Origin of the sequence: Streptomyces fildesensis, from assembly GCF_016107395.1 — a bacterium.
Taxonomy (GTDB): Bacteria; Actinomycetota; Actinomycetes; order Streptomycetales; family Streptomycetaceae; genus Actinacidiphila; species Actinacidiphila fildesensis.
The window spans coordinates 1-20180 of the sequence record NZ_JAAIKO010000009.1; the positions used below are offsets into that span (position 1 = coordinate 1).

At 70.0% G+C, this 20180-nt stretch carries 20 protein-coding genes and 3 pseudogenes; 10 read left to right on the forward strand and 13 right to left on the reverse strand.

Going from position 1 to position 20180, the window contains the following annotated elements; translation table 11 throughout:
* Positions 1-50 precede the first annotated feature (50 nt).
* The 5 genes from C6N31_RS15830 to C6N31_RS15850 form a co-directional block, all read right to left on the reverse strand.
* Positions 51-1262, reverse strand: a complete 1212-nt coding sequence (locus tag C6N31_RS15830) for a PP2C family protein-serine/threonine phosphatase (RefSeq protein WP_138354626.1) — start codon at positions 1260-1262, stop codon at positions 51-53.
* 145 nt (positions 1263-1407) lie between these two features.
* Positions 1408-2265, reverse strand: a complete 858-nt coding sequence (locus C6N31_RS15835; RefSeq protein ID WP_198357708.1) for a class I SAM-dependent methyltransferase — start codon at positions 2263-2265, stop codon at positions 1408-1410.
* A gap of 27 nt (positions 2266-2292) precedes the next feature.
* The gene (locus tag C6N31_RS15840) at positions 2293-2637 is read right to left on the reverse strand and encodes a VOC family protein (protein WP_198357709.1); all 345 of its coding nucleotides are present in this window, start codon (positions 2635-2637) and stop codon (positions 2293-2295) included.
* Position 2638: 1 nt separating this feature from the next.
* A complete protein-coding gene (locus C6N31_RS15845) occupies positions 2639-2818 on the reverse strand; it encodes a ribbon-helix-helix domain-containing protein (RefSeq protein WP_138354629.1) in 180 nt (59 codons plus the stop codon).
* 81 nt (positions 2819-2899) lie between these two features.
* Positions 2900-4381 carry an MFS transporter gene (locus C6N31_RS15850; RefSeq protein ID WP_232485264.1) on the reverse strand — a complete coding sequence of 494 codons (1482 nt, stop codon included), beginning with the start codon at positions 4379-4381 and terminating at the stop codon, positions 2900-2902.
* A 293-nt stretch (positions 4382-4674) separates the two neighbouring features.
* Between C6N31_RS15850 and argG the strand changes: the two genes are divergently transcribed.
* Positions 4675-6120, forward strand: coding sequence for an argininosuccinate synthase (gene argG / locus C6N31_RS15855; protein ID WP_138354631.1), 1446 nt, complete (start codon positions 4675-4677; stop codon positions 6118-6120).
* Positions 6121-6295: 175 nt separating this feature from the next.
* Here argG and C6N31_RS15860 read toward each other — a convergent pair whose 3' ends face one another.
* A complete protein-coding gene (locus tag C6N31_RS15860; RefSeq protein WP_138354632.1) occupies positions 6296-6682 on the reverse strand; it encodes a RidA family protein in 387 nt (128 codons plus the stop codon).
* A 126-nt stretch (positions 6683-6808) separates the two neighbouring features.
* Positions 6809-7024, reverse strand: a complete 216-nt coding sequence (locus tag C6N31_RS43830) for a hypothetical protein (RefSeq protein ID WP_232485265.1) — start codon at positions 7022-7024, stop codon at positions 6809-6811.
* A gap of 487 nt (positions 7025-7511) precedes the next feature.
* Between C6N31_RS43830 and C6N31_RS15870 the strand changes: the two are divergent.
* Positions 7512-7844 (forward strand): annotated as a pseudogene (locus C6N31_RS15870) (DNA glycosylase AlkZ-like family protein); the annotation flags it as partial.
* Positions 7845-7893: 49 nt separating this feature from the next.
* Here the strand turns inward: C6N31_RS15870 and C6N31_RS15875 are convergent.
* Positions 7894-8541, reverse strand: coding sequence for a TetR/AcrR family transcriptional regulator (locus C6N31_RS15875; RefSeq protein ID WP_198357711.1), 648 nt, complete (start codon positions 8539-8541; stop codon positions 7894-7896).
* 152 nt (positions 8542-8693) lie between these two features.
* Between C6N31_RS15875 and C6N31_RS15880 the strand changes: the two genes are divergently transcribed.
* The 3 genes from C6N31_RS15880 to C6N31_RS15890 all read left to right on the forward strand — a co-directional run bounded on the left by C6N31_RS15880 (position 8694) and on the right by C6N31_RS15890 (position 11005).
* Positions 8694-9725 carry a medium chain dehydrogenase/reductase family protein gene (locus C6N31_RS15880; protein ID WP_138354635.1) on the forward strand — a complete coding sequence of 344 codons (1032 nt, stop codon included), beginning with the start codon at positions 8694-8696 and terminating at the stop codon, positions 9723-9725.
* 72 nt (positions 9726-9797) lie between these two features.
* Positions 9798-10391, forward strand: coding sequence for an ester cyclase (locus tag C6N31_RS15885; RefSeq protein ID WP_198357712.1), 594 nt, complete (start codon positions 9798-9800; stop codon positions 10389-10391).
* Between the two features lie 140 nt (positions 10392-10531).
* Positions 10532-11005 (forward strand): carboxymuconolactone decarboxylase family protein, encoded by a 474-nt coding sequence (locus C6N31_RS15890; protein ID WP_138354636.1) that lies wholly within the window; start codon positions 10532-10534, stop codon positions 11003-11005.
* A 137-nt stretch (positions 11006-11142) separates the two neighbouring features.
* Here C6N31_RS15890 and C6N31_RS15895 read toward each other — a convergent pair whose 3' ends face one another.
* The 3 genes and pseudogenes from C6N31_RS15895 to C6N31_RS15905 all read right to left on the reverse strand — a co-directional run bounded on the left by C6N31_RS15895 (position 11143) and on the right by C6N31_RS15905 (position 13485).
* Complete coding sequence (locus C6N31_RS15895) at positions 11143-11784, reverse strand: DUF4232 domain-containing protein (protein WP_138354637.1); 642 nt, start codon at positions 11782-11784, stop codon at positions 11143-11145.
* Between the two features lie 143 nt (positions 11785-11927).
* Positions 11928-12359 (reverse strand): NlpC/P60 family protein, encoded by a 432-nt coding sequence (locus tag C6N31_RS15900; protein WP_138354638.1) that lies wholly within the window; start codon positions 12357-12359, stop codon positions 11928-11930.
* A 257-nt stretch (positions 12360-12616) separates the two neighbouring features.
* A pseudogene (locus C6N31_RS15905) lies at positions 12617-13485 on the reverse strand (NmrA family NAD(P)-binding protein).
* Positions 13486-13578: 93 nt separating this feature from the next.
* Between C6N31_RS15905 and C6N31_RS15910 the strand changes: the two are divergent.
* Complete coding sequence (locus C6N31_RS15910) at positions 13579-14319, forward strand: TetR/AcrR family transcriptional regulator (protein ID WP_138354640.1); 741 nt, start codon at positions 13579-13581, stop codon at positions 14317-14319.
* A 44-nt stretch (positions 14320-14363) separates the two neighbouring features.
* Here C6N31_RS15910 and C6N31_RS15915 read toward each other — a convergent pair whose 3' ends face one another.
* Positions 14364-15296: a helix-turn-helix domain-containing protein gene (locus C6N31_RS15915; protein WP_198357713.1), complete on the reverse strand. Its 933-nt coding sequence runs from the start codon at positions 15294-15296 to the stop codon at positions 14364-14366.
* 149 nt (positions 15297-15445) lie between these two features.
* Between C6N31_RS15915 and C6N31_RS15920 the strand changes: the two genes are divergently transcribed.
* The 3 genes and pseudogenes from C6N31_RS15920 to C6N31_RS43835 all read left to right on the forward strand — a co-directional run.
* Entirely contained in the window at positions 15446-16408 is a 963-nt protein-coding gene (locus tag C6N31_RS15920) for an SMP-30/gluconolactonase/LRE family protein (RefSeq protein WP_198357714.1), read from the forward strand.
* Positions 16409-16467: 59 nt separating this feature from the next.
* A complete protein-coding gene (locus C6N31_RS15925) occupies positions 16468-16962 on the forward strand; it encodes an SRPBCC family protein (RefSeq protein WP_138354642.1) in 495 nt (164 codons plus the stop codon).
* A gap of 67 nt (positions 16963-17029) precedes the next feature.
* Positions 17030-17346: pseudogene (locus C6N31_RS43835) on the forward strand (hypothetical protein); the annotation flags it as partial.
* Positions 17347-17398: 52 nt separating this feature from the next.
* Here the strand turns inward: C6N31_RS43835 and C6N31_RS15930 are convergent.
* Positions 17399-18865 (reverse strand): MFS transporter, encoded by a 1467-nt coding sequence (locus tag C6N31_RS15930; protein ID WP_198357715.1) that lies wholly within the window; start codon positions 18863-18865, stop codon positions 17399-17401.
* Positions 18866-19018: 153 nt separating this feature from the next.
* Here C6N31_RS15930 and C6N31_RS15935 point away from each other — a divergent pair, with 153 nt between their 5' ends.
* Positions 19019-20029 carry an Lrp/AsnC family transcriptional regulator gene (locus tag C6N31_RS15935; protein ID WP_198357763.1) on the forward strand — a complete coding sequence of 337 codons (1011 nt, stop codon included), beginning with the start codon at positions 19019-19021 and terminating at the stop codon, positions 20027-20029.
* Positions 20030-20180 lie beyond the last annotated feature (151 nt).

The following is a 20180-nucleotide window of genomic DNA, read 5'->3' on the forward strand; positions in this document are numbered from 1 at the left end:
CAGCAGTAGAAGTCACACAGCATCTAACGATCAACTACTGGCGCAGGACACTAGCTCACCGGAGGCTGGGACTGGGGCTGGGGCCGACGTGTCTCGCCGGGATGCAGCCTGGAGAAGCCGTTGATGCTTCCGGGGGCGAAGTGGGGGTGGTGGGACGCGGTGTGTTCGATGACCAGGATGGCCGCGTCGTCGAGGGGGTTACCGCCGACGTGGCTGAGCAGATCGCGATGGATGCGGTCCAACAGTGCGTCGGGGCTGCCGGCGGGGAAGGAGGCGACGCGTTCGGCGAGCGGATAGAACGCTCCGGCCGGTGAGCGGGCCTCGATCACCCCGTCGGTGTACAGGACGAGGATGTCGCCGGCCTCGAAGGTCAAGGGGTCGGTGGGGTGGACCGGGACCGGCGGTTCGCACATGCCCAGCGGGGGTGCTGAGTGGCGGGCGTACATCGCGGTGACCTGCCCGCCGTGCAGCAGCAGCGGCGGGGGATGCCCGCAGTTGATCATCTCGCCCTGCGGTCCTTCGTCGGGGATCTCCAGGACCAGGCAGGTGATGAAGTGCTCGCCGGGATCGTGCTCGGTGTCCGCGACGTCGTCCACGTTGCGGTACACGCTGTCCTCGAGGACGGCCACCAGCTCGGGCAGGGTGCCGTAGCGGTGGGCTCCCTCACGGAAGGCACCGAGCACCAGTGACGCCTCACCGATGGCGGCCAGACCGCTGCCTCGGACATCGCCGATCACCACCCGGGTCGCGGCATGTCCGGCGCGGGCGACGGCGAACAGGTCGCCCCCGATCTCCGTCTCCTCCTCGGCGGACAGATACAGCCACGCGATCCGCAAGGGCCCGACCCGGCGTGGCGGGGGCCGCAGGAGAACCCGCTGCGCTGTCTCCGCCACCGAGCGCGCCTGGACCAGCGCACGTTCCTGCCGCTCGCGAATGTGGCGGAGGAAGACCACCAGGGTGGAAAGGGCCGTCAGGGCGATGAGCTGGGCGATGTGGTTCGTAGTGGTCAGTCCGCCGTGGAACACGGCGATGACGATCTGAGCGGCCACCGCGAGGACCCCGGCCACCGCGGTGAGCCGGGCCCCGGCCAGGGAGGCGGTGAGGGCGGGGGCGATCACCAGCAGCGGGCCCAGATGGACTTCCGTCGGAGCCTGGAGGTCCACCACGGTGATCACGAAGATCAGCGCGAGTGGAATCGCCACCAGGCAGCGGCTCCATGGCTCCACCAGCAGGCGGTTCCCCGACCAGTGCCGGACACCCATGCATCCATTATCGGTGGCCCTCGGATCGGCGCATGGGGACTGCCTCGGCCGTCCGGGACCGGACCGCCTGAGGCACCTGGGACCGGGCTCCGGCCCCGGCTCCGGCCCCGGCCCCGGCTGAGAAGGGTAAGGGTCAGGGGCCGGGTCAGGTGGTCGCCACCAGCAGCTCCTCCCCGCTCGACGTGTGAAGGCCGTCTTCCCGGCCGGCGAAGTACCGCTGGTTGAGCTGGGACGCCGACACGTGCCGGGCTTCGGTGAATCCGGAGTCATGGGCCAGCGCCAGCATTTCCTGCGGCGCGTAGAAGCTGAGGAACGGCGTCCCGGCAGCTCTGGCCCCGTTCACCGCAACCTGGAGTCCTGGGCGGTTCTCCTCTTCGAGGAGCTCCAGGGGCAGTTGGAACGTCATGGCCAGCGTGGAGCCCGGGGCGAGCGACGCGAGCCGGCGCAGCGTGGCCGCGTTCGCCTCCTTCGTCAGGTACAGGGCGACTCCGGTGGAGGCGACCACCGCGGGTTGGTCCGGGTCGAATCCGGCGGCTGTCAGCCGGTCCCACCATGACCCGCCCGCCTCGAAGTCGAACGGCACGAGTCGCAGCCAGTCCGGGACGCCGAAGCCGAGCTCGGTCAGACGTCGGTGCTTCCAGGCCTGGGGCTCGGGCCGGTCGACCTCGAACACCCGCAAGCGGGAGGCTATCTCCGGCCGGCGCTGGGCGAAGGTGTCCAGGCCGGCACCCAGGACGATGTACTGCCCGACGCCGTTGCCGGCCTGCTCGACGACCAGATCCTCGATGAAGCGGGCCCGGGCCACGATCGACGCCCGGAACCAGCTGGTCGCGTCGGCGTCCATGTCCCCGCGGTGGCGCCACCCGTCTCCGGGGTCGGCCAACTGCAGGCCGATCTCGTCCTCCAGGACATGAGGCGGCGGATCGACCTGGACGTGCAGGGCCCGCCACAAAGCCACCCGCACTGCCGTGCTGTCCGGCGCCGCCGTCTGTTCGTCAGCCATGACGCACTCCCGCTCCGTGTCCCATGATCACTGCTGGGCCGGGGCCTGGAGGCTCCACAGGCGCCCGTCGGGGTCGCGGACGGTCATCTCCCTGGTCCCGAAGTGGGTGTCCTCGAACGGGGTGACCACCTCGACACCGGGGGCGGGCTGGAACGCCTCCGCGTCGGGCACCTTCAGCACGAGCCGCGTCTCGGGCTCCTTGTCCTGGGGGACCTCGGCGATGAACAGGTAGGGACCGTCGCCGTTGCGCAGCTGGCCGGAGTTGTGATCCGTCTCGAAGTCCAACTCGTAGCCCAGTTCCTGGAAGAACTTCGCCGACCTGCCCCAGTTGTGGGTCTCGATGAACACGGCTTCGATGCCTTCGGTCGTCATGTCAGCTCTCCTTGTCGGGCGGTCGCTCTTGCCGTGGATCGGGGCCATCGAGGTAGGCGCGCAGTGCCTCGGCCACCAGCGCCGACAGCGACAGCTCCGACTCGATGGCGCGGTGCTTGACCTGCTTGATCAACCCGATGGGCAGGTACACGTTGAACTGCTTCACATCCTCGTCTCCCACATGAGTATGCTAGCAAGCTAGGTCACTGAATTGCCAGCACCGCCGATACGAGACATCCCGGAACCGCGCCCGTGCGGTTCGTCAGGACAGTGGCGTCTTCGAGGTCTCCGTGGCCGCCACGTCCTCGTCCGGGTCGTGCTGCAGGCCGCGCTGCAGACCCAGGATGGCGACGACTGCCGCGACGGCCATGATCCCGGACATGGAGTAGAGGACCGTGCGAATGGAGTAGGCGAAGTCCAGACGGATGAAGGCCGGGATGGTTCCGGTGCCCGGGCCCTGGGACTGCGAGTACTTCGTTGCTAGCGCCGTCGCCTGATCGTGCGGCGTGCCCTGCGCGACGAGGGAGGACGTGATGTGCGAGCGGAACTGGGAGACCTGGGTCGTGCCGAGGATGGCGAGGCCCAGGCTGGCGGCGTAGTTCCGCACGGTCTGCGTGATGCCGGTCGCCTCGCCGTACGAAAGGCGTGATGCGCGGTTCACCGCGTCCGTACTGGCCGGGCCGAGCATGAATCCCATGCCCGCGCCCGCCAGGACCACGCTCCACACCTGCGAGCCGAAGTGCAGGTCGACGACCTTTCCGGCCCACCAGTAGAAGCCGACAGCGGCCAGCACACACCCCAGGACCACCGGGCGCTTGGCGCCGCCCCGGTCCAGCATCCGCCCGCCGAGCTGTGCGGCGACCGCGAAGCCGAGGAAGAAGTAGAGCAGGTACAGACCCGTCTGCTGCGACGACTCTCCCAGCGAGATCTGGGCGTACTCACTGGCGAAGAAGAACACCGGGACGAACACCAGCATCGAGATGCCCAGAACGAGGTTCTCCACCAGGAACGCCCGGATGCGGAAGATCCGCACCTGCATCAGCGGCGACTCGGTCCGACGCTCCACCTGGACGAAGATCACCAGCAGTGCGGCGCCACCGACGATGCACAGCCAGATGCCGGGATTGCCCCAACCCCAGATAGGCGCCTGCTGGAAGCCGAACACGCTCAGGGCCACACCGCTCGCGATCAGCACCAGGCCGCGGTAGTCCATCGGCGCCGGGCGGTGATCGGTCTGCGGGCGGGACCACAGGATCAGCAGGAGGGCGATCAGCGCCACCGGAATGTTGACCCAGAAGATCGCCCGCCAGGTCCATTCGGTGAGGTATCCGCCCAGGATCGGCCCGATGGCCGTCAGCCCGCCGGCGATGCCGAAGAACAACGCGAGCGCGCGCCCGCGCTCGCGCAGCGGGAACGTCTGGACGACGATCGCGAGCGCGGCAGGGAACATGATCGCTCCGCCCGCGCCCTGCAGGGCCCGGAAGACGACGATCCACGTCTGGGCCGCCCCGCCCTTCGGCGTGAGCCCGCACATGGCCGACGCACCGGCGAAGATGATCACGCCGAGCACGACCATCTTGCGGTGGCCCAGAGTGTCCGCCAGCCGGCCGCCGAAGGCGAACAGCGCCGCGAGGGAGAGCAGATAGGCGTTGACGGCCCATTGCACCCCGGTGCTGGTCAGCCCCAGTTCGCTCTGGATCTCGGGCACCGCGATGGACACGATGGTCTGGTCGATGAACGTCATCGCCACAGCGAAAATCATCGCTGTGAGAACGAGATTCTTGCTTCTGCCGCCGTTCGTGGCACCGGAAACAACCATGATCACCCCTCGGCTCAGTTTCCCATTGTGCGGTTTCCTCCCAGGTCGCGCCTGGCGGGCGCCGGCGCTCGGGTCGGGCGTGCGCCCCGCGGGGAATGTTGCGAAGGTGATCTTCGTCCGACCCCCATGGCCGGCCCGCCGCCCCGCCGCCACACCGGTCGGGAGACGGGATCCCGGCCGTTCTTGCATGGCCATGCGGGATGATGCATAATCTTCCTATGTCTAAGGTCCTCACCTCTCTCCCCGCCGGCGAGCGCGTCGGCATCGCCTTCTCGGGCGGCCTCGATACCTCGGTCGCGGTCGCGTGGATGCGCGACAGGGGCGCCGTCCCCTGCACCTATACCGCCGACATCGGTCAGTACGACGAGCCGGACATCGCCTCGGTGCCCGGTCGTGCGAAGACCTACGGTGCCGAGATCGCGCGCCTGGTCGACTGCCGCGCCGCGCTGGTCGAGGAGGGCCTGGCCGCGCTCACCTGCGGGGCGTTCCACATCCGCTCGGGCGGGCGTGCCTACTTCAACACCACGCCGCTGGGCCGCGCCGTCACGGGCACGCTCCTGGTCCGGGCGATGCTCGACGACAACGTGCAGATCTGGGGCGACGGCTCGACCTTCAAGGGCAATGACATCGAGCGGTTCTACCGCTACGGCCTGCTCGCCAACCCGCACCTGCGGATCTACAAGCCCTGGCTGGACGCGGACTTCGTGACCGAGCTCGGCGGTCGTAAGGAAATGTCGGAGTGGCTCGTCGCCCACGACCTGCCCTACCGCGACAGCACGGAGAAGGCGTACTCCACCGACGCCAACATCTGGGGTGCCACCCACGAGGCCAAGACGCTGGAGCACCTGGACACCGGTGTGGAGACCGTGGAGCCCATCATGGGCGTGCGGTTCTGGGACCCGACGGTCGAGATCGCCACCGAGGACGTGACGATCGGCTTCGACCAGGGCCGCCCGGTGACGGTCAACGGCAAGGAGTTCACCTCCGCTGTCGACCTGGTCATGGAGGCGAACGCCATCGGCGGCCGGCACGGCATGGGTATGTCGGACCAGATCGAGAACCGGATCATCGAGGCCAAGAGCCGCGGTATCTACGAGGCGCCCGGCATGGCGCTGCTGCACGCGGCGTACGAGCGCCTCGTGAACGCGATCCACAACGAGGACACCGTCGCCCAGTACCACAATGAGGGACGGCGCCTCGGCCGGCTGATGTACGAGGGCCGCTGGCTGGACCCGCAGGCGCTGATGGTGCGTGAGTCCCTGCAACGCTGGGTCGGCACGGCCGTCACCGGTGAGGTGACGCTGCGACTGCGGCGCGGTGAGGACTACTCGATCCTCAACACCACGGGACCGGCGTTCAGTTACCACCCGGACAAGCTGTCCATGGAGCGCACCGAGGACTCCGCGTTCGGCCCGGTGGACCGGATCGGCCAGCTCACCATGCGTAACCTCGACATCGCCGACTCGCGCGCCAAGCTGGAGCAGTACGCCGCGCTCGGTCTGATCGGTACGGCGAATCCCGCCATCGGTGCCGCCCAGGCGGCCGCGACCGGGCTGATCGGCAGCATGCCGGAGGGCGGCGCCGAGGCCATCGCCTCCCGCGGCGAGGTCTCCGACGACGACGAGATGCTGGACCGCGCCGCGATGGAGTTCGGCACGGACTAACCGGTCCGGTCAAGCGGAGGGCCATCGAGCCGAAGGCTCGGCACGTGAGGGGCATGCACCACCGGACAGGCCGGCCAGGCGCCAAGGGCGTCGGGCCGGCCTGTCCCGTTGTGCGTGCCCTTGTGGCGAGGAAGGGTCGCAGGCGCTGGGCCTCAACCTCGGCGGCCCCGCCTGATCAGGCCGCCGCCAGTGCCTCGATCTCGACCCGGAATGCCGGATTCACCAGACCGCTGACCTGTACCAGCGAGCTGGCCGGCGGATTCTCCAGCGAGATGTACTCGTCACGCACCCGCCTCACAACGTCCAGGTCCGCGAGATCGGTCAAGAAGTACGTCAGCTTGACGAGCTGCTCCATATCGGCGCCGGCCGCAGCGAGAGCCGTCCTGAGGTTCTCGAAAACCTGCCGTACCTGGGCCTCCGGGTCGCCGTCCCCGACCAGTTGCCCCTTCCCGTCCAGCGGCACCTGACCGGAGATGACGACCATGCGCCCGCTGAAAGAGACGGCGTGGCTGTACCCGTTGACCGGTGGCAGACCGTCCGGTCGGAGATGGTGCTGCTGCATGGGATCCCCCTGGAGTCGACGTTGGGAGTCGCGCCCGGTCCAGGACCTGCCGACTCACACTTGGGAACGAACCTACTGGTCGGAGCGCCGCGCTGAGAAGGGCCGCCGGATGGTGGGGAAGTGGGGTTATCGGTAGTCCTCGGGGTGGCCCTGCATCCAGGTGTTGATCTTGTCGCGGGTGGCCAGGAGGAGGGCCTGGTGCTTCTTGAGGTTGGCGTAGGAGCGGTCCGTGCCCAGCGTGTCCCAGAGTTCCTTGGTCCGGGCGAGCGGTGCGGTGAAATGGCCGGGGCCCTGGGGGTCCGCCTTCATGGCCATTTCCATGCGGGTGAGTTCGTCGTTCACGCGGCCCAGGAAGTAGGCGCAGTTCCCTGGCGTGCAGCCGTCCTGGAAGGTGGCTTGGAGTCCCGCGAAGGCGTCGCGAACCTTCTCGGCCTGTGGTTCCGATGAGGCGGTGCCCGGATCGGCCGGCTGCTGGGCCGGTGAATCCGGGGGAGTCGAGGTTGTCCCTGCACCGGTGCTGGTGGCCGCTGGTATGGGAGTTGCGGGCTTGTCAGGGCCGGCGGAGCAGGAGGCCAGGGCAAGCACGCTCAGGAGCAGCGCCACTGTGGCGGGGGTACGTCGGCGCCGGTACTGGGGCACGGGGTGTCCGTTCGTTGTGAGCTGGTCCGCTCTTGCGGGCGGTCTCGTGCTCGGTTCGCGTCGCGGGAGGTGACGTCACCGTCGTTCCAGGGGCGCAGGAGCAGGCCGGGTGCGGATGCGGTGGCATCCGTCCGCAACGTGGTCATCGAGCTGCCCCCTGAGTGAAATGATCACTCATTTGACCACGGGGGCGCCGCGTCGGTGCCGTTTCCCCGATCCCGGCACACCGGCCCCGGTACGGTTCCTGCCGGCGTTCGACAACGTGATCCTCGGCTACCACGACCGCAGCCGGATCATCGATGACGTCCATCGCGGCTTGTCGGTCACCGGCGCTCGCGTCGTCCTGGTCGACGGCCGGGCCGCAGCGACCTGGAGCGTCGAGGCCGGCACCGTGGTCGTCACCCCGCTGGGCCGCTTCGCCCGAGCGGACCGCACCGCCGTCGCCGAACAGGGGCAGGCGCTGGCGTCGTTCCTCTCCGACGACGACAGCGACCGGGTACGGATCGCCGCGTCGTCCCACTGAGCAGGGCACCGGATCGCTCTGCTCGGGACCGCGCCGGTAGGAGGCGTGCTCAGCGGTTCAGCAGGTCGTCCAGCTCAGCGGCGTAGAGCAGCGCGGGGTCGAATCCCATTCCGGTGAAGTGGCCGGCGAGTTCGAGGGACAGGACGCCGTGCAGCCGCGTCCAGAACCTCAGGCCGCGGTGGAGGGCGGCGGCGGGGGCGGGGTGGCCGTCGGCCCACTGCCGGTGCTCTTCGAGGTGCGTGTCGAACGAGGTCGCGGGGCCGTTCGCGGGCAGCGCGCTGACGGCGTCGAGCACCATCGTCATCGTGAGAGCCGCGATCGCGGTGATGTCGTCGGGCGCGTGGTAGCCCGGCACGGGTGTGCCGTAGATGAGGAAGTACCGGTGGGGGTCGTCGAGCGCCCACCCGCGGAGGACCTGGGCCAGCGTGGCCGCGTCGGGGCCGGGGCGGGAGGCCGTGCGGAGGGTGTCCGCGAGGCTTTGGTACGCGTCCCGGATGAGCTCGGTGATCAGCTCGTCGCGGCTGGCGAAGTACCGGTAGAGCGCGGGTCCGCTCATGCCCATCTGTTTGGAGATCGCGTTGAGCGAGAGCGCGGTCGCGCCTGACGTGGCGATCTGTTCCCACGCGTGCTTCTTGATGTCCGCACGCACTTGGGCGCGGTAGCGCTCGCGCGGGGTCGTCGTGCTCGTTTCCGTCATGCCTGCCACCGTCCGCACTGTCTGCCGAGGTTATATGTTCAATGTTTAGTGAGAACCTATCACGAAAGCTCTTGACGTTCCCTCTCGATCTGCGTTACAACGTCTAACGAACGCGAAACAGCGTAACCAACCGAAGCGCAGTGGAGGTCGTCATGAACGCTCAGGGACTCGTCGAAGTAGTGCTGCCGGGCAAGGTCGAGCCGGAAGGGCTGCAGATCCGGCACGGAGCCGTCCCCACCGTGGGTCCGGGCCAGGTCCTGATCCGGATGGAGGCCACCGGGATCTCCTTCGCCGAGCAGCAGATGCGCCGCGGCCGGTACTACGACCAGCCTCCCTTCCCGTTCGTGCCCGGTTACGACCTGGTCGGCACCGTCCTCGCGACCGGCGAAGGCGTCGAGCCGGGCCTGGCCGGCACCCGGGTGGCCGCACTGGTCAAGGTCGGCGGCTGGGCCAGTCACGTGCTCGTCGACGCGGCGGACGCGGTGCCGGTGCCCGACGGGATCGACGCGGCGGAGGCGGAGACCGTGGTGGTCAACGGCATCACCGCCTGGCAGATGCTGCACCGCACGGCACGCATCCGCTCAGGACAGACCGTTCTGGTGCACGGCGCCAACGGCGGTGTCGGCTCGGTCCTGGTCCAACTCGCCCTCGCCGCAGGCGTGAAGGTGATCGGTACGGCCTCCGCGCGCCACCACGACGCCCTGCGGGAACGCGGCGTCACCCCCATCGACTACCGCGACCAGGACGTCGCGACGCGGGTCCGCGCACTCGCTCCCGGCGGGGTCGACGCCGTCTTCGACCACATCGGCGGCCGCAGCGTTGTCGACTCCTGGAGCCTTCTCGCACCCGGCGGCACGCTGGTCGCCTACGGCAGTGCCTCCACCCGGGACGACGAGGGATCCAAGCAGTGGCCCGTGCTCAAGCTGCTCGGCCGGGTGTGGCTGTGGAACGCGCTGCCGAACCGCCGCCGCGCCTACTTCTTCAACGTCTGGGCCGGCCGGGCCCTGTCCAAGAACCGGTTCCGGGCCCGGCTGCACACCGACCTCACTCAGGTCTTCGCCGCCCTGCAGCGCGGCGACATCACCGCTCAGATCGCCGCCCAACTGCCCCTCTCCCGGGCCGCCGACGCGATGCGGCTGGCCGAATCCGGCACCGTCGCCGGAAAGATCGTGCTGAACCCCTGACGCATCCGGTCCGCCGCCACTGATCGCACGCCGCCGTCCCTGCAGACCCAAGAGAGAACGCGAGGAACCGCCATGACCACCACGCCGACCCGCACGCACATCTCCACCACCAGGCTCCGCCGGGCGCGGCTGCTCATACCCGCGGCGGTCGCCGCGCTGGCCTTCACCGCCACGGCCGCCGCCGCGGACAGCTCGCCGACAACCGCGGCCGAGCGGACCGTCTCCGCCCAGGACCACCGGGGGGCCGCGAACAAGCCACAGGTGATGCTCGACGCATGGCTGCGCCTCTGGAACGGCGATCTCGCACAGGCGCCGCGCATCATCTCTCCTCGCCTCCGGGTGCACGCCGCCCTGCTCGACGGCGGTGACGGCAGTTCCATCAGAGGCGTCGACGGCCTGGTGAACTGGATCACGCAGACGCGCGCGGCGTTCCCGGATCTGCGCTTCACCACGGAGGTCGGCCCGCTGGTCGACGGCCGCTACGGTTCCGTGCGTTGGAAGGCCACGGGCACCTATGCCGGCGGCTTCCCCGGGGCCAAGGCCAAACCCGGAACGGTGGTGACCTTCACCGGCACCGACACGCTCCGCATGCAGGACGGCAAGTTCGTGGAGTACTGGGTCAATACCGACACCCTGCTCTGGCTCACTCAGCTCCAGGCGCTCTGAACCGCATGCCGGCCCCCTGTCATCGCCGCCCCCTCGCCGCGCACAAGGTAAGTGACGCACGTCACGTTCGGCCCTGTCACATCCGGCCGAGCTGATCCGTCAAGTAGTTGTCACCAGCAGGAACGGCATAGGAGTGCATCATGGATGCTCGCTTGAACCTTTACGGCAACCCGGGCGCGGCCAAGTTCTTCAAGTACATCAACTCGGCCGGCAAGGCGATCTCGGACTCGACGCTGCCGGGCGCGACGCAGGAACTGGTGAAGATCCGTGCCAGTCAGATCAATGGCTGCGGTTTCTGCACCGACATGCACACCAAGGACGCCACGCACGCCGGGGAGACCTCGACCCGTCTCAACCTGGTCGCGGCCTGGAGGGAGGCGAAGGTGTTCACTGATGCCGAGCGCGCCGCCCTGGAGCTGACGGAGCAGGGCACCCGCATCGCCGACGCGGCCGGAGGCGTGCCGGACGACGCGTGGGCGAATGCCGCCAAGCACTTCGACGAGGACCAGCTCGCCGCACTGGTGTGCCTCATCGCCCTCATCAACGCCTACAACCGCGTGAACGTGCTCGTCCAGCAGCCCGCCGGCGACTACCAGCCCGGCCAGTTCGGATAGTCGGGACTGCCTGGCCGGGACCGGTCAGCGCGAAGGCCGGCGGCCGGAGCCCCAACGGGGGGCTCCGGCCGCGTGCTGTTGGGTGCGGCCGCTCGTGGAATCCACCGCCGCACAGAGTTTCCCTGAGCGCGGCGTGCTTACAGACTGAGCGCGTCCTCCGCGTTGTCCATCCACGCGGTCACGGAGTTCTTGGGTGAGACGTACAGCTTGGGAGTCGCTGCCTTGAGCGGCGTCTGTGCCACATCCGACTCGGTGTCCATGGTCATCGCGATCGAGTTGACGGTCTTGCCCTTGCCGTCGTTCGCGCCGCCCATGAGCCCGGCGTAGGCGGACTTGCCCGGCTCGAGCCGGATCGCCTTCTCGATGGCGGGGGCCGTGCCGCGCTGGTTGGCCTGCCCGTCCAGCTCGCCGAAGGTCACGCTCGGGTGACCGAGTGCCTTGCAGGCCTTGGTGCCCTTGTTGGTGATCTTCAGCAGGTAGCTGCTGGTCGTGGGCTCCGCCAGGGTCGCGGTGAACTTGAGGTCGTGCGTGCTGCACGGGAAGACGTCGTAATCGGGGTCGGACGACGAGCCGCCGCCGGTCGAGCCCTTGCTCGGGGACGCAACGGGCTTCGCCGGCTTGGACGGCGTCGCGGGCTTCGTCGGGCTCGCGGCCTTCGTCGGGCTCGCGCTGGGCCCGTCGGCTCCACCCGCCGCGTCGTCGTCGCTGGGCCCACAGGCGGTCAGAGCCAGCGCGGATACGGCGACGAGGACGACGGCGGCTCTGCGAACGGTGCTCATGTGGTGTTCCCCCCGATGAGAAGCGCGAGTGTGCGCTTGGCTGAGAACAACCCTCCCGCAGAACCTTCACAGCTTGGTGACGGTGTCTTGCCGACTCGACGACGATTGCCGGCGCGTCGCATCAAGAACGCCGTGCAGCGGTCTCAAGCGCGGTGCGGGGCGGTCACCGACTTGGCCCCGATGAGGATTCGGTAGCGCTCCCGGGCCGCGAAGTCGGCCAGGCTCCAAACGGCCGGACGGCCGACCTCCGCGCAGAGGTGCAGGACCGTGTCCTCGTCCATCCAGACGCCGACGTGGGCGCCGTAGGGATCGTCGGTCCCGTTGAAGAGGAGCAGGTCGAGCGGTTTGACGATCTGGGCGCGCACGGTGGATTCCGTGTCGTCCCAGAGGTCGCTGGAGCGCAGCGCAGGCGGGGTCAGGCCGAAGTGCCGGAGTACCTCGTAGGCGAACAACTGGCAGTTGGCGCCGGCCGCGAGGCCGGGCTCGCGGGCGACGGCCGTCGATCCCGGGAAGCGGGAGCCCACGTACGGAACCGTCCAGAAGTGGGCCGGAAGCCGGGGGAGGAGCGGTCCCATGGTGTCCACCTCAGACGATCGGACCAAGAGCGAACCTGGGGAGTCGGGTTCGTAGCGCAGAGTACGACGTCGGGCCCCGAGGAGGGCTCGGGCGGCGAGAGCGCGGTGGCGGGGTCGCCGACCGACGTGCCCCGGTGCTCGCGATGAGCCACAAGATTTCCGGTCGATAACAGTTGCACGATCAACGTTGGCGGCCTGGACGGATCCGTCCCGGCCACGAGCTGACCCGGAGGGGCTCGCGTTGGCCGTCGAAGCGCTCAGCGCGCGGTGGCGGCCAGTTGCTCGTGCAGGACCGTGCTCAGGGCGACGGGTTCGCGGCCGAGCAAGGTGGCCAATGTGGGGTCGACGGCGGCGAATTCGCCGGCGCGGCTGGCGGTGAAGACGCCCAGGAGTTGGTCCGCCGCCTCGGCGGGGACGCCGTGCCCCGACAACTGCTCCCGGAACTGGTCATCGGTCGCGGTGATCCTGGTGAAGGTGCGGCCCGTGCCATCGGTGGCGATGCCGGCGATGTCGTCGAAGGTGAGCGCCTGGGCCGCGGTGAGCGGCGGCGTCGGGCCGTCGAAGCAGCCTTCGTCAGCCAGGATCGCGGCGGCCGCGTCGGCGAGGTCGGCGTGCGCGGTCCAGCTGACCGGCCCGTCCGCCGGGAGTTCGACGCGGCCGGATTCCAGCGCCTGGCCGAGGAACTGCAACGCATTGGCGGTGTAGAAGCCGTTGCGCAGCGAGGTGAACGGCACGCCGGAGGCGCGCAGTGCTTCCTCGGTGGCGGCGTGGTCGCGGCAGGGCTGGAACTGCGATCCGGCGCCGGCGCCCATGTGGCTGGTGTAGAGGATGCGGCGGGCACCGGCCGCGACGGCCCCGTCTATCGCGGGCGGTGCTGCCGCACGGCCTCCTCTCCCATCTTGTCGACGGAGACGATCAGTACCTGGGTGGCGCCCTCGAAGGCGTGGGCGAGGCTGTCGGCGTCGGTGAAGCTGCCGTGCCGTACCCGTACCCCTTGGTCGGCGAACGTCTGTGCCTTCTGCGGATCGCGGACGCTGACGCCGATCCGGGCCGCCGGCACGCGCGTCAACAGCCTCTCGACGATCTGACGGCCGAGCTGTCCGGTGGCTCCGGTCACGATGATCATGATGCACTCCCAGTGTGATGTGGTTCCAGTGGAATCACACTGAGCGTATCACTGATAATAACGACGGAACCATCAGTGGTGTATCGTTGATATATGCCACCGCCTCCACGCGCCCGGAACAGCGCTCCCGCCGTCGAACCCGACACCGCAGCCGCAGCGGAGCCCCGGCAGCGGGTCATCGAGGCCGCCGCCGACCTGCTGGCGCGCGAGGGCCGCGACGCGGTCACCACCCGCGCGGTCGCGGTCGCGGCAGGCTTGCAGCCACCGGCCATCTATCGGCTGTTCGGCGACAAGGACGGGCTGCTCGAGGCGGTGGCCGAGCACGGCTTCGCCGCGTTCCTCGCGACCAAGCACGTCGACCCCGATCCGCCGGACCTCATCGAGGACCTGCGGTCCGGCTGGGACCTGGCGGTGGAGTTCGGTCTGGACAATCCCGCGCTGTACACGCTGATGTACAGCGAGCCCACCAGAGCCACGTCGGCCGCCTTCAAGGCCGGTATGGAGATCCTCATGGGCCGGATCCGCCGGCTCGCCGCCGGCGGCTGGCTGCGCGTCGATGAGGAACTCGCGGCCACACTCATCCACGCCACGGCACGCGGAGCTGTTCTGACGTGGCTCTCCCTGCCCGAAGACCGGCGCAATCCCGCTCTGTTGACCACCCTGCGGGAGTCCGTGGTCGCCGCCGTGACCAACCAGGAGCCGGCCGTGCAGGACGCCGGCCCAGCCGGCGCCGCCCGCGCCCTGCGCGCCGCGCTCCCCGAACAGACGACCCTCAGCAGCGGGGAACAGCATCTCCTGAGCGAGTGGCTGGACCGCCTGGCCTCGGAGGGCTGACCCGGACCCAGGTGGGGGGCCTGGTTTCGGGAGTTCGGAATCGGCTACGGGTCCAACCTGTTGGCGTCCGGATCCGGCCGGTAGCTCGCGAGGGCGCTTCGCCGTGAGGGTACTTCCCTGGCTTCGGCCGCGGTGGCCTGGGCGAGGAGCTTCAGGGCGGCCTGGGAGGCCGAGCCGGGGGCGGTGGTGACCATGACCACGGACTGCTCGGGTTCGGATGCCCCGGTCAGGGTCTGCTGTCTGACCGTCAGGGTGCCGACCAGCGGATGCCGTAGCTCGTACTCGGCGGTGTCGCAGGCGCGCACCCGGTGGTCGGCCCACATGCCCGCGAACTCGGTGCTCCGCGTGGTCAGCTCACCGATGAGCGAGGTGAGCCGGGTGTCCTGCGGATGCCGTCCCGCCACCAGCCGGAGATTGCCGACCACGGCTCGGGCCTTCGCCGGCCAGTCGACGTACAGCTCGCGGATGTGAGCGTCCAGGAAGACCAGCCGCGCCATGTTCGGACGGTCCGCCGGGCGCTCGGGACCGGTCGGGTCCACATGCCCGGCCAGCAGTGCGTGTCCCAGCGTGTTCCAGGCCAGCACGTCACTGCGGCGCCCGGTGACGACGACGGGTACTTCGTCCAGGGCACTCACCAGGTCGCGGACGGCCGGGGCGAGCCGCTCGGCGGGAGGGCGGCGGACCGTGCGCCGGTGTCGGCAGGCAGTGGCCAGGTCACGCAGGTGAAGCCGCTCCGTCTCCTCCAGGCGCAGCGCGCGGGCGATGGCGTCCAGCACCTCCACGGAGGCGTGGCAGGAGGCCCCTTGCTCCAGACGCGTGTAGTAGGAGGAGCTCACGCCCGCCAGAAGCGCCAGTTCCTCACGTCGCAGGCCCGGAACCCGGCGGCGGTCGCCGTAGGTCGGCAGGCCGACGTCCTGCGGTTGCAGCTGGGCCCGACGCGCCTGCAGGAAGGTGCCGAGCTGTCCGTGTGCGTCCATGGCCCCGAGTATGCGGCGCCTACGCCACAAGCAGCCTGCCCCAGCCAGGGATAGGCAGAGCCGGGGCTGGTTGCCCACTGCCGACCGCACCCACAGTGAGGCCTGGTGCAGGGCAGACCTGCAACACCACCCACGACGCAGGGAAGAACGTGTCGAAGAAGTTCGCAAGGAACATCCTGGTCGCCGCCATCGCGGTGGCCTCCCTCTCCGTCGGCTGGCCCGGCTCGGCGACAGCGGCCACAGCGCCGTTGTCCCACGCCCGGATCGCTCAGCACTTCGATCTGGCCGGCGGCCAGATGCCGGAGAACATCGCCTGGGAACCGAACGGCAGCGTCGACGTGTCGTTCTCCGCCGCTCGCCAGATAGCCCAGGTCACCCGCCACGGCGCGGTCCGTGTGCTGGCAACCCTGCCCGCACCGGCCGACGGCGGCGTGCACACTCCGGTTCTTGGCTTTCCGCTGGTCACCGGCCTGGTCAGGGACGCACACGGCACGCTGTACTTCCTGTACGCCACCGGCACCAGCGATCTCACCGGTGTCTGGCGGCTCACCCCGGGCGGCACCCCTGAGCGGATCGCCGCGCTGCCGGCCGACGGCCTGCCCAACGGGCTGGCTCTGGACGACCGCAGGCTCTACGTCACCGACTCGGTCCGTGGTGTCATCTGGCGCATACCGACCAGCGGTGGTGACGCGACGGTCTGGGCGAGCGGCAATGAGCTGGCCTCGACCGGCTTCCTCGGCGCCAACGGCCTGAAGGTGCACAACGGCGCCGTCTGGGCGTCCAACATGGACAAGGGCACCGTGCTCCGCTTCCCGCTGAAGAAGAACGGCACGGCGGGTCCTGCCGAGATCATGGCCGATCAGCTGCCCGGAATCGACGACTTCGCCTTCATCGGGCGCAGCGACCGGATTCTCGCCGCCCTCGACCAGTCCGACCAGGTCGCCCTGGTGGAGCCCGACGGTACTCACACCATCGTGCTCAGTGCTCAGGACGGCCTGCAGAACCCCACGGCCGTCGCCGTACGCGGTGACACCGTGTACGTGACCTCGGCCGCTTACCTCACTCAGCAGGACCCCAACCTGCTCACCGTGCGCATTCAGCCGCACTGCTGACGATCCGTCACAGCTGGGGGTCCGGCAGTCGCCGGGCCCCCAGCGCCAAGGGAGATGCCATGACCACCCCGAACCAGAACACCCTCGAACACCTCAACCCCGAGGACTTCCACTTCAGCAGGAAGGCCTGGATCGCGGCCACCCCACCGGAGGTCTACGACCTGGTGAGCGACGTGTCGATGATCAGCGCCTGGAGTCCGAACGTGAGCGACGTGCGCTATGACGACGGCGCCGGCCCACAGGCCGGCGCCTGGTTCACGGGACGCAACCGGCGCGGCGATCGGGAGTGGACCAGCCGCTCGCAGGTGGTGCGGGCCGAGCCCGGCGACACGTTCGCCTTCGTCGTGGACGGGCTCGTTCGGTGGTGCTGGACGTTCCGTCCGCTCGGCACCGGCACCGTGGCGGAGCAGACCTGGCAATTGCTGGGCCTGGACCCGGTGCTGGGCAGCAATCGCGCAGACCTCGAGACGCTGCTCGCGCGTATGGCGGACAGCGTGGAGACCACGCTGGTGTCCTTGGGACGCTGGGTGGCCGAGGGCGGCGACAACCGCTGACCGTGGTGCGGTCGGCATGCTGACGACCAGGCGGCACGCGCCGGCACCAGCGAAAAGGCGCTGAGGAATCGGTGCCGGTGGCCCCTCCGTTGCCGCCGGGCTCGCCGCGCGGGCCGGGCCCGGCGGAACGGTCGTCGCCACCGACATCGACGTGTCTCCTGGGCCCAGGGCATCGCCGACGACGTCGTCGAGGTACTGCGCCACGACGTCGCGGCCGACCCGCCACCCGCCGGCGGCTTCGACCTGCGGCAGATCCGCGGTCAGCTCGTGGCGGCCGGCCTCGCGACCGATGAGGAAATCGACCGTCACTTGGCCAACGTCAACACCGGACTTCTGGACCTGGCAACGGCCCCGCTGGTGTCCGCGGGGGGCCGCCGCCCGTAGCGGTCGACCGGGGGAGTGGCACCGGCGGCCCATCGCGTCACGCCTGTCGGTTTCACGTCCGGTCCCGGTCCTGGTCCTGGGGCCGTGCCGTCATTGCCGCCGCGGCGATCGCGGTCGCCACCAGGATCGCCCCGGCCGTGCCGAGCGCGGCCTGAGCGGCGCCGCGCGGGGTGCCGTCTCCGGCGAGGTAGACGCCGCCGATCACCGCGACGCCGAGCGTGCCGCCGAGTTGCTGGACGGCGTTGAGGAGCCCGGCCGCCGAGCCGGTCTCCTGGGGGCCGACACCGCGCAGCGCGGTGGTGAAGAACGGCGGGGTGAACAGACCGGTGCCCAGGCCCGCGACGACGAGCGCGAACGGCAGCGCCGTCGGATACACGTCGGGCGCGGCGGTGCGGTAGGCGAGGACCGCGGCGGCGAGCCCGACGGCGAGGGCGGCGATCCCGGCGTGCATGACACGGGTCCCCAGTCGCGGCACGAGGTATGCGCCCGCGGCCCACGACCCGGCGGCCAGTCCGGCGGACCACGGCAGCAGGGTCAGACCCGCGGTGAGCGGGCCGCGGTGCAGGCCCAGTTCCAGATGCAGGACCACGGTGATCATGACGCCGTTCATGACCGCGAAGAACAGCGTGGACGTGGCCAGCGCGGCGGGGAACGCGCGGCCGCGCAGCAGAGCCGGTTCGATCAGCGGAGCCCGGCCGCGGCGCGCGGTGCGGCGCTGGTGGGCGACGAACAGCACCAGGACGGCCGCACCCGCGCCCGCCGCCGCCCAACCCGCCGGTCCCGGCGTGCCGGTCGCCAGCGGGCACACCACCAGTGCGGTGCCGGCCATCGCCAGCGCTGTCCCCACCGGGTCCAGCCGCGGCCGGACCGGCGCGCGGTCCTCGCGCAGCCGCCGTGCGACGACCAGGACGACGACGGCGAGGGGGAGGTTGACCAGCAGGCACGCGCGCCACGACGAGCCGAACAGGTCGGCGTGCGTCAGGACCCCGCCGAGCACCGGGCCCAGGACCGCCGACAGGCCCATGACCGGGCCGATCGTGCCCAGCGCCTTGGGCAGTTCGTCACCGTCGAACATCGCCCGGATCAGACCGAACGTCTGCGGGATGACCAGCGCCGCCGCGGCGCCCTGCAGGGCGCGCAGCCCGATCAGCGTCTCAGCCGTCGGCGCGAGCGCGCACGCCAGGGACGTGACGGCGAACGCCGCGACGCCGATGCGGAAGACACGGCGGCGTCCCGCGATGTCACCGAGCCGGGCGCCGGTCAGCAGCCCGAGCGCGAACATGAGCGTGTAGGAGGCGCTGAACCACGGGATGGCGGCGGCCGAGCCGCCCAGATCGGTGTGGATGACCGGGCCCGCGACCTGAACGATCGTGGCGTCCAGCAGGTTCATCGCCTCGGCGACCAGCAGCGCGGCCAACGCGGGCCACCGCCATCGGTATGCGGGCGGCGCCGCGGACCCGCCCGCCGCCTGATTCGGGTCGGTGTCGATCGGCGTGCTGTGGCCGGTGTTGTGGGACATGAGTCTCCCCCTGGATGTGCGGTGTGCGGCTTGGGGTGTGGGGCCCGCCGAGCGGGCGACCTGTGACCAAGGTCCCGCTCGTCCAGTGCTGGGTTCCATTCCTGCGGCAGGATTCGCTGATTACTGCCATCGAGGTGGGCTAGCGTGGTGAATATGCTCGTACTGGACGATCTGGATCGTGGCCTGATCCATGCCCTGCAAGTGGACGCACGGGCGTCGTTCACGCTCGTCGCCGACATCCTCGGTTCCTCCACCCAGACCGTGGTGCGCCGTTACCGCCGGCTGTCCGCACAAGCGGGCCTTCGCGTGGTCGCGCTGCCCGCGCCGCGCAGCTCCGGCACGCACCAGTGGTTCGTGCGGCTGACCGCCGCGACGCGCACCGCGCACGACATCGCGGTCGCGCTCGCCCGCCGCCCCGACACGTCGTGGGTGCGGCTGACCTCGGGTGGCACCGAGATCGTCGCGATCATCCACACCACGCCCACCGGCCCCGACGCGCACGCGCTGCTGCTGCGCGACATCCCGCGCACCGCCGGGATCACCGCCGTGTCCGCGCACTACCTGTTGCACACCTACCTCGGCGGACCGACCGCGTGGCGCGGACGCGTCGACACCCTCGACGCCGCCCAGCAGGCACGACTGCGCGCAGAAAGCGCCACCGGAACAGGACCGGGCAGGGACACGAGCACGACGGGAACCGCATCGGAGGACCCCGCGTATCTGCTCACCGACGCGGACCGCCTCCTGCTGGACGCGCTACGCGACGACGCCCGCCTCAGCTACGCCGAGCTGGCCGCGGCGACCGGTTCGACGGCGTCCACGGTGTCCCGCCGGCTTGCCGAACTGCGGTCTCGCGGCGCGCTGTTCTTCGACGTGGACATCGACCCGTCGCTGCTGGGCGTGACCGTCTCGGCGTTTCTCTGGATGCAGGTCGCCCCTTCGCAGCTGGACACGGTCGCCACCGAGCTGGCCGGACACCGGGAGCTGGCGGTGGTCGCGGCGACGACCGGACCGACGAACCTGGTCGCGCACGCGCTGTGCCGGGACGCGGAGGAACTGCACCACTACCTGACCCGCAAGGTGGCGTTGGACGCGATCGCACGGATCGAGACCGCGCCGGTCCTGCGCACCTACAAGGCCGCCGCGACGCTGCGCATCGGGTGACGGGCGCACCACTACCGTTTCGCCCACCGGGTGTTGGCCAGGGCCGCGCTGGACTTCGGGCCGAGGATGCCCCACGCGCCTCCGGCCGACGGCGGTCAGCGGCCGCTCGTCGAGCGGCCGGCCCACTTTCCATCGAGCCGCAACCGGTCGC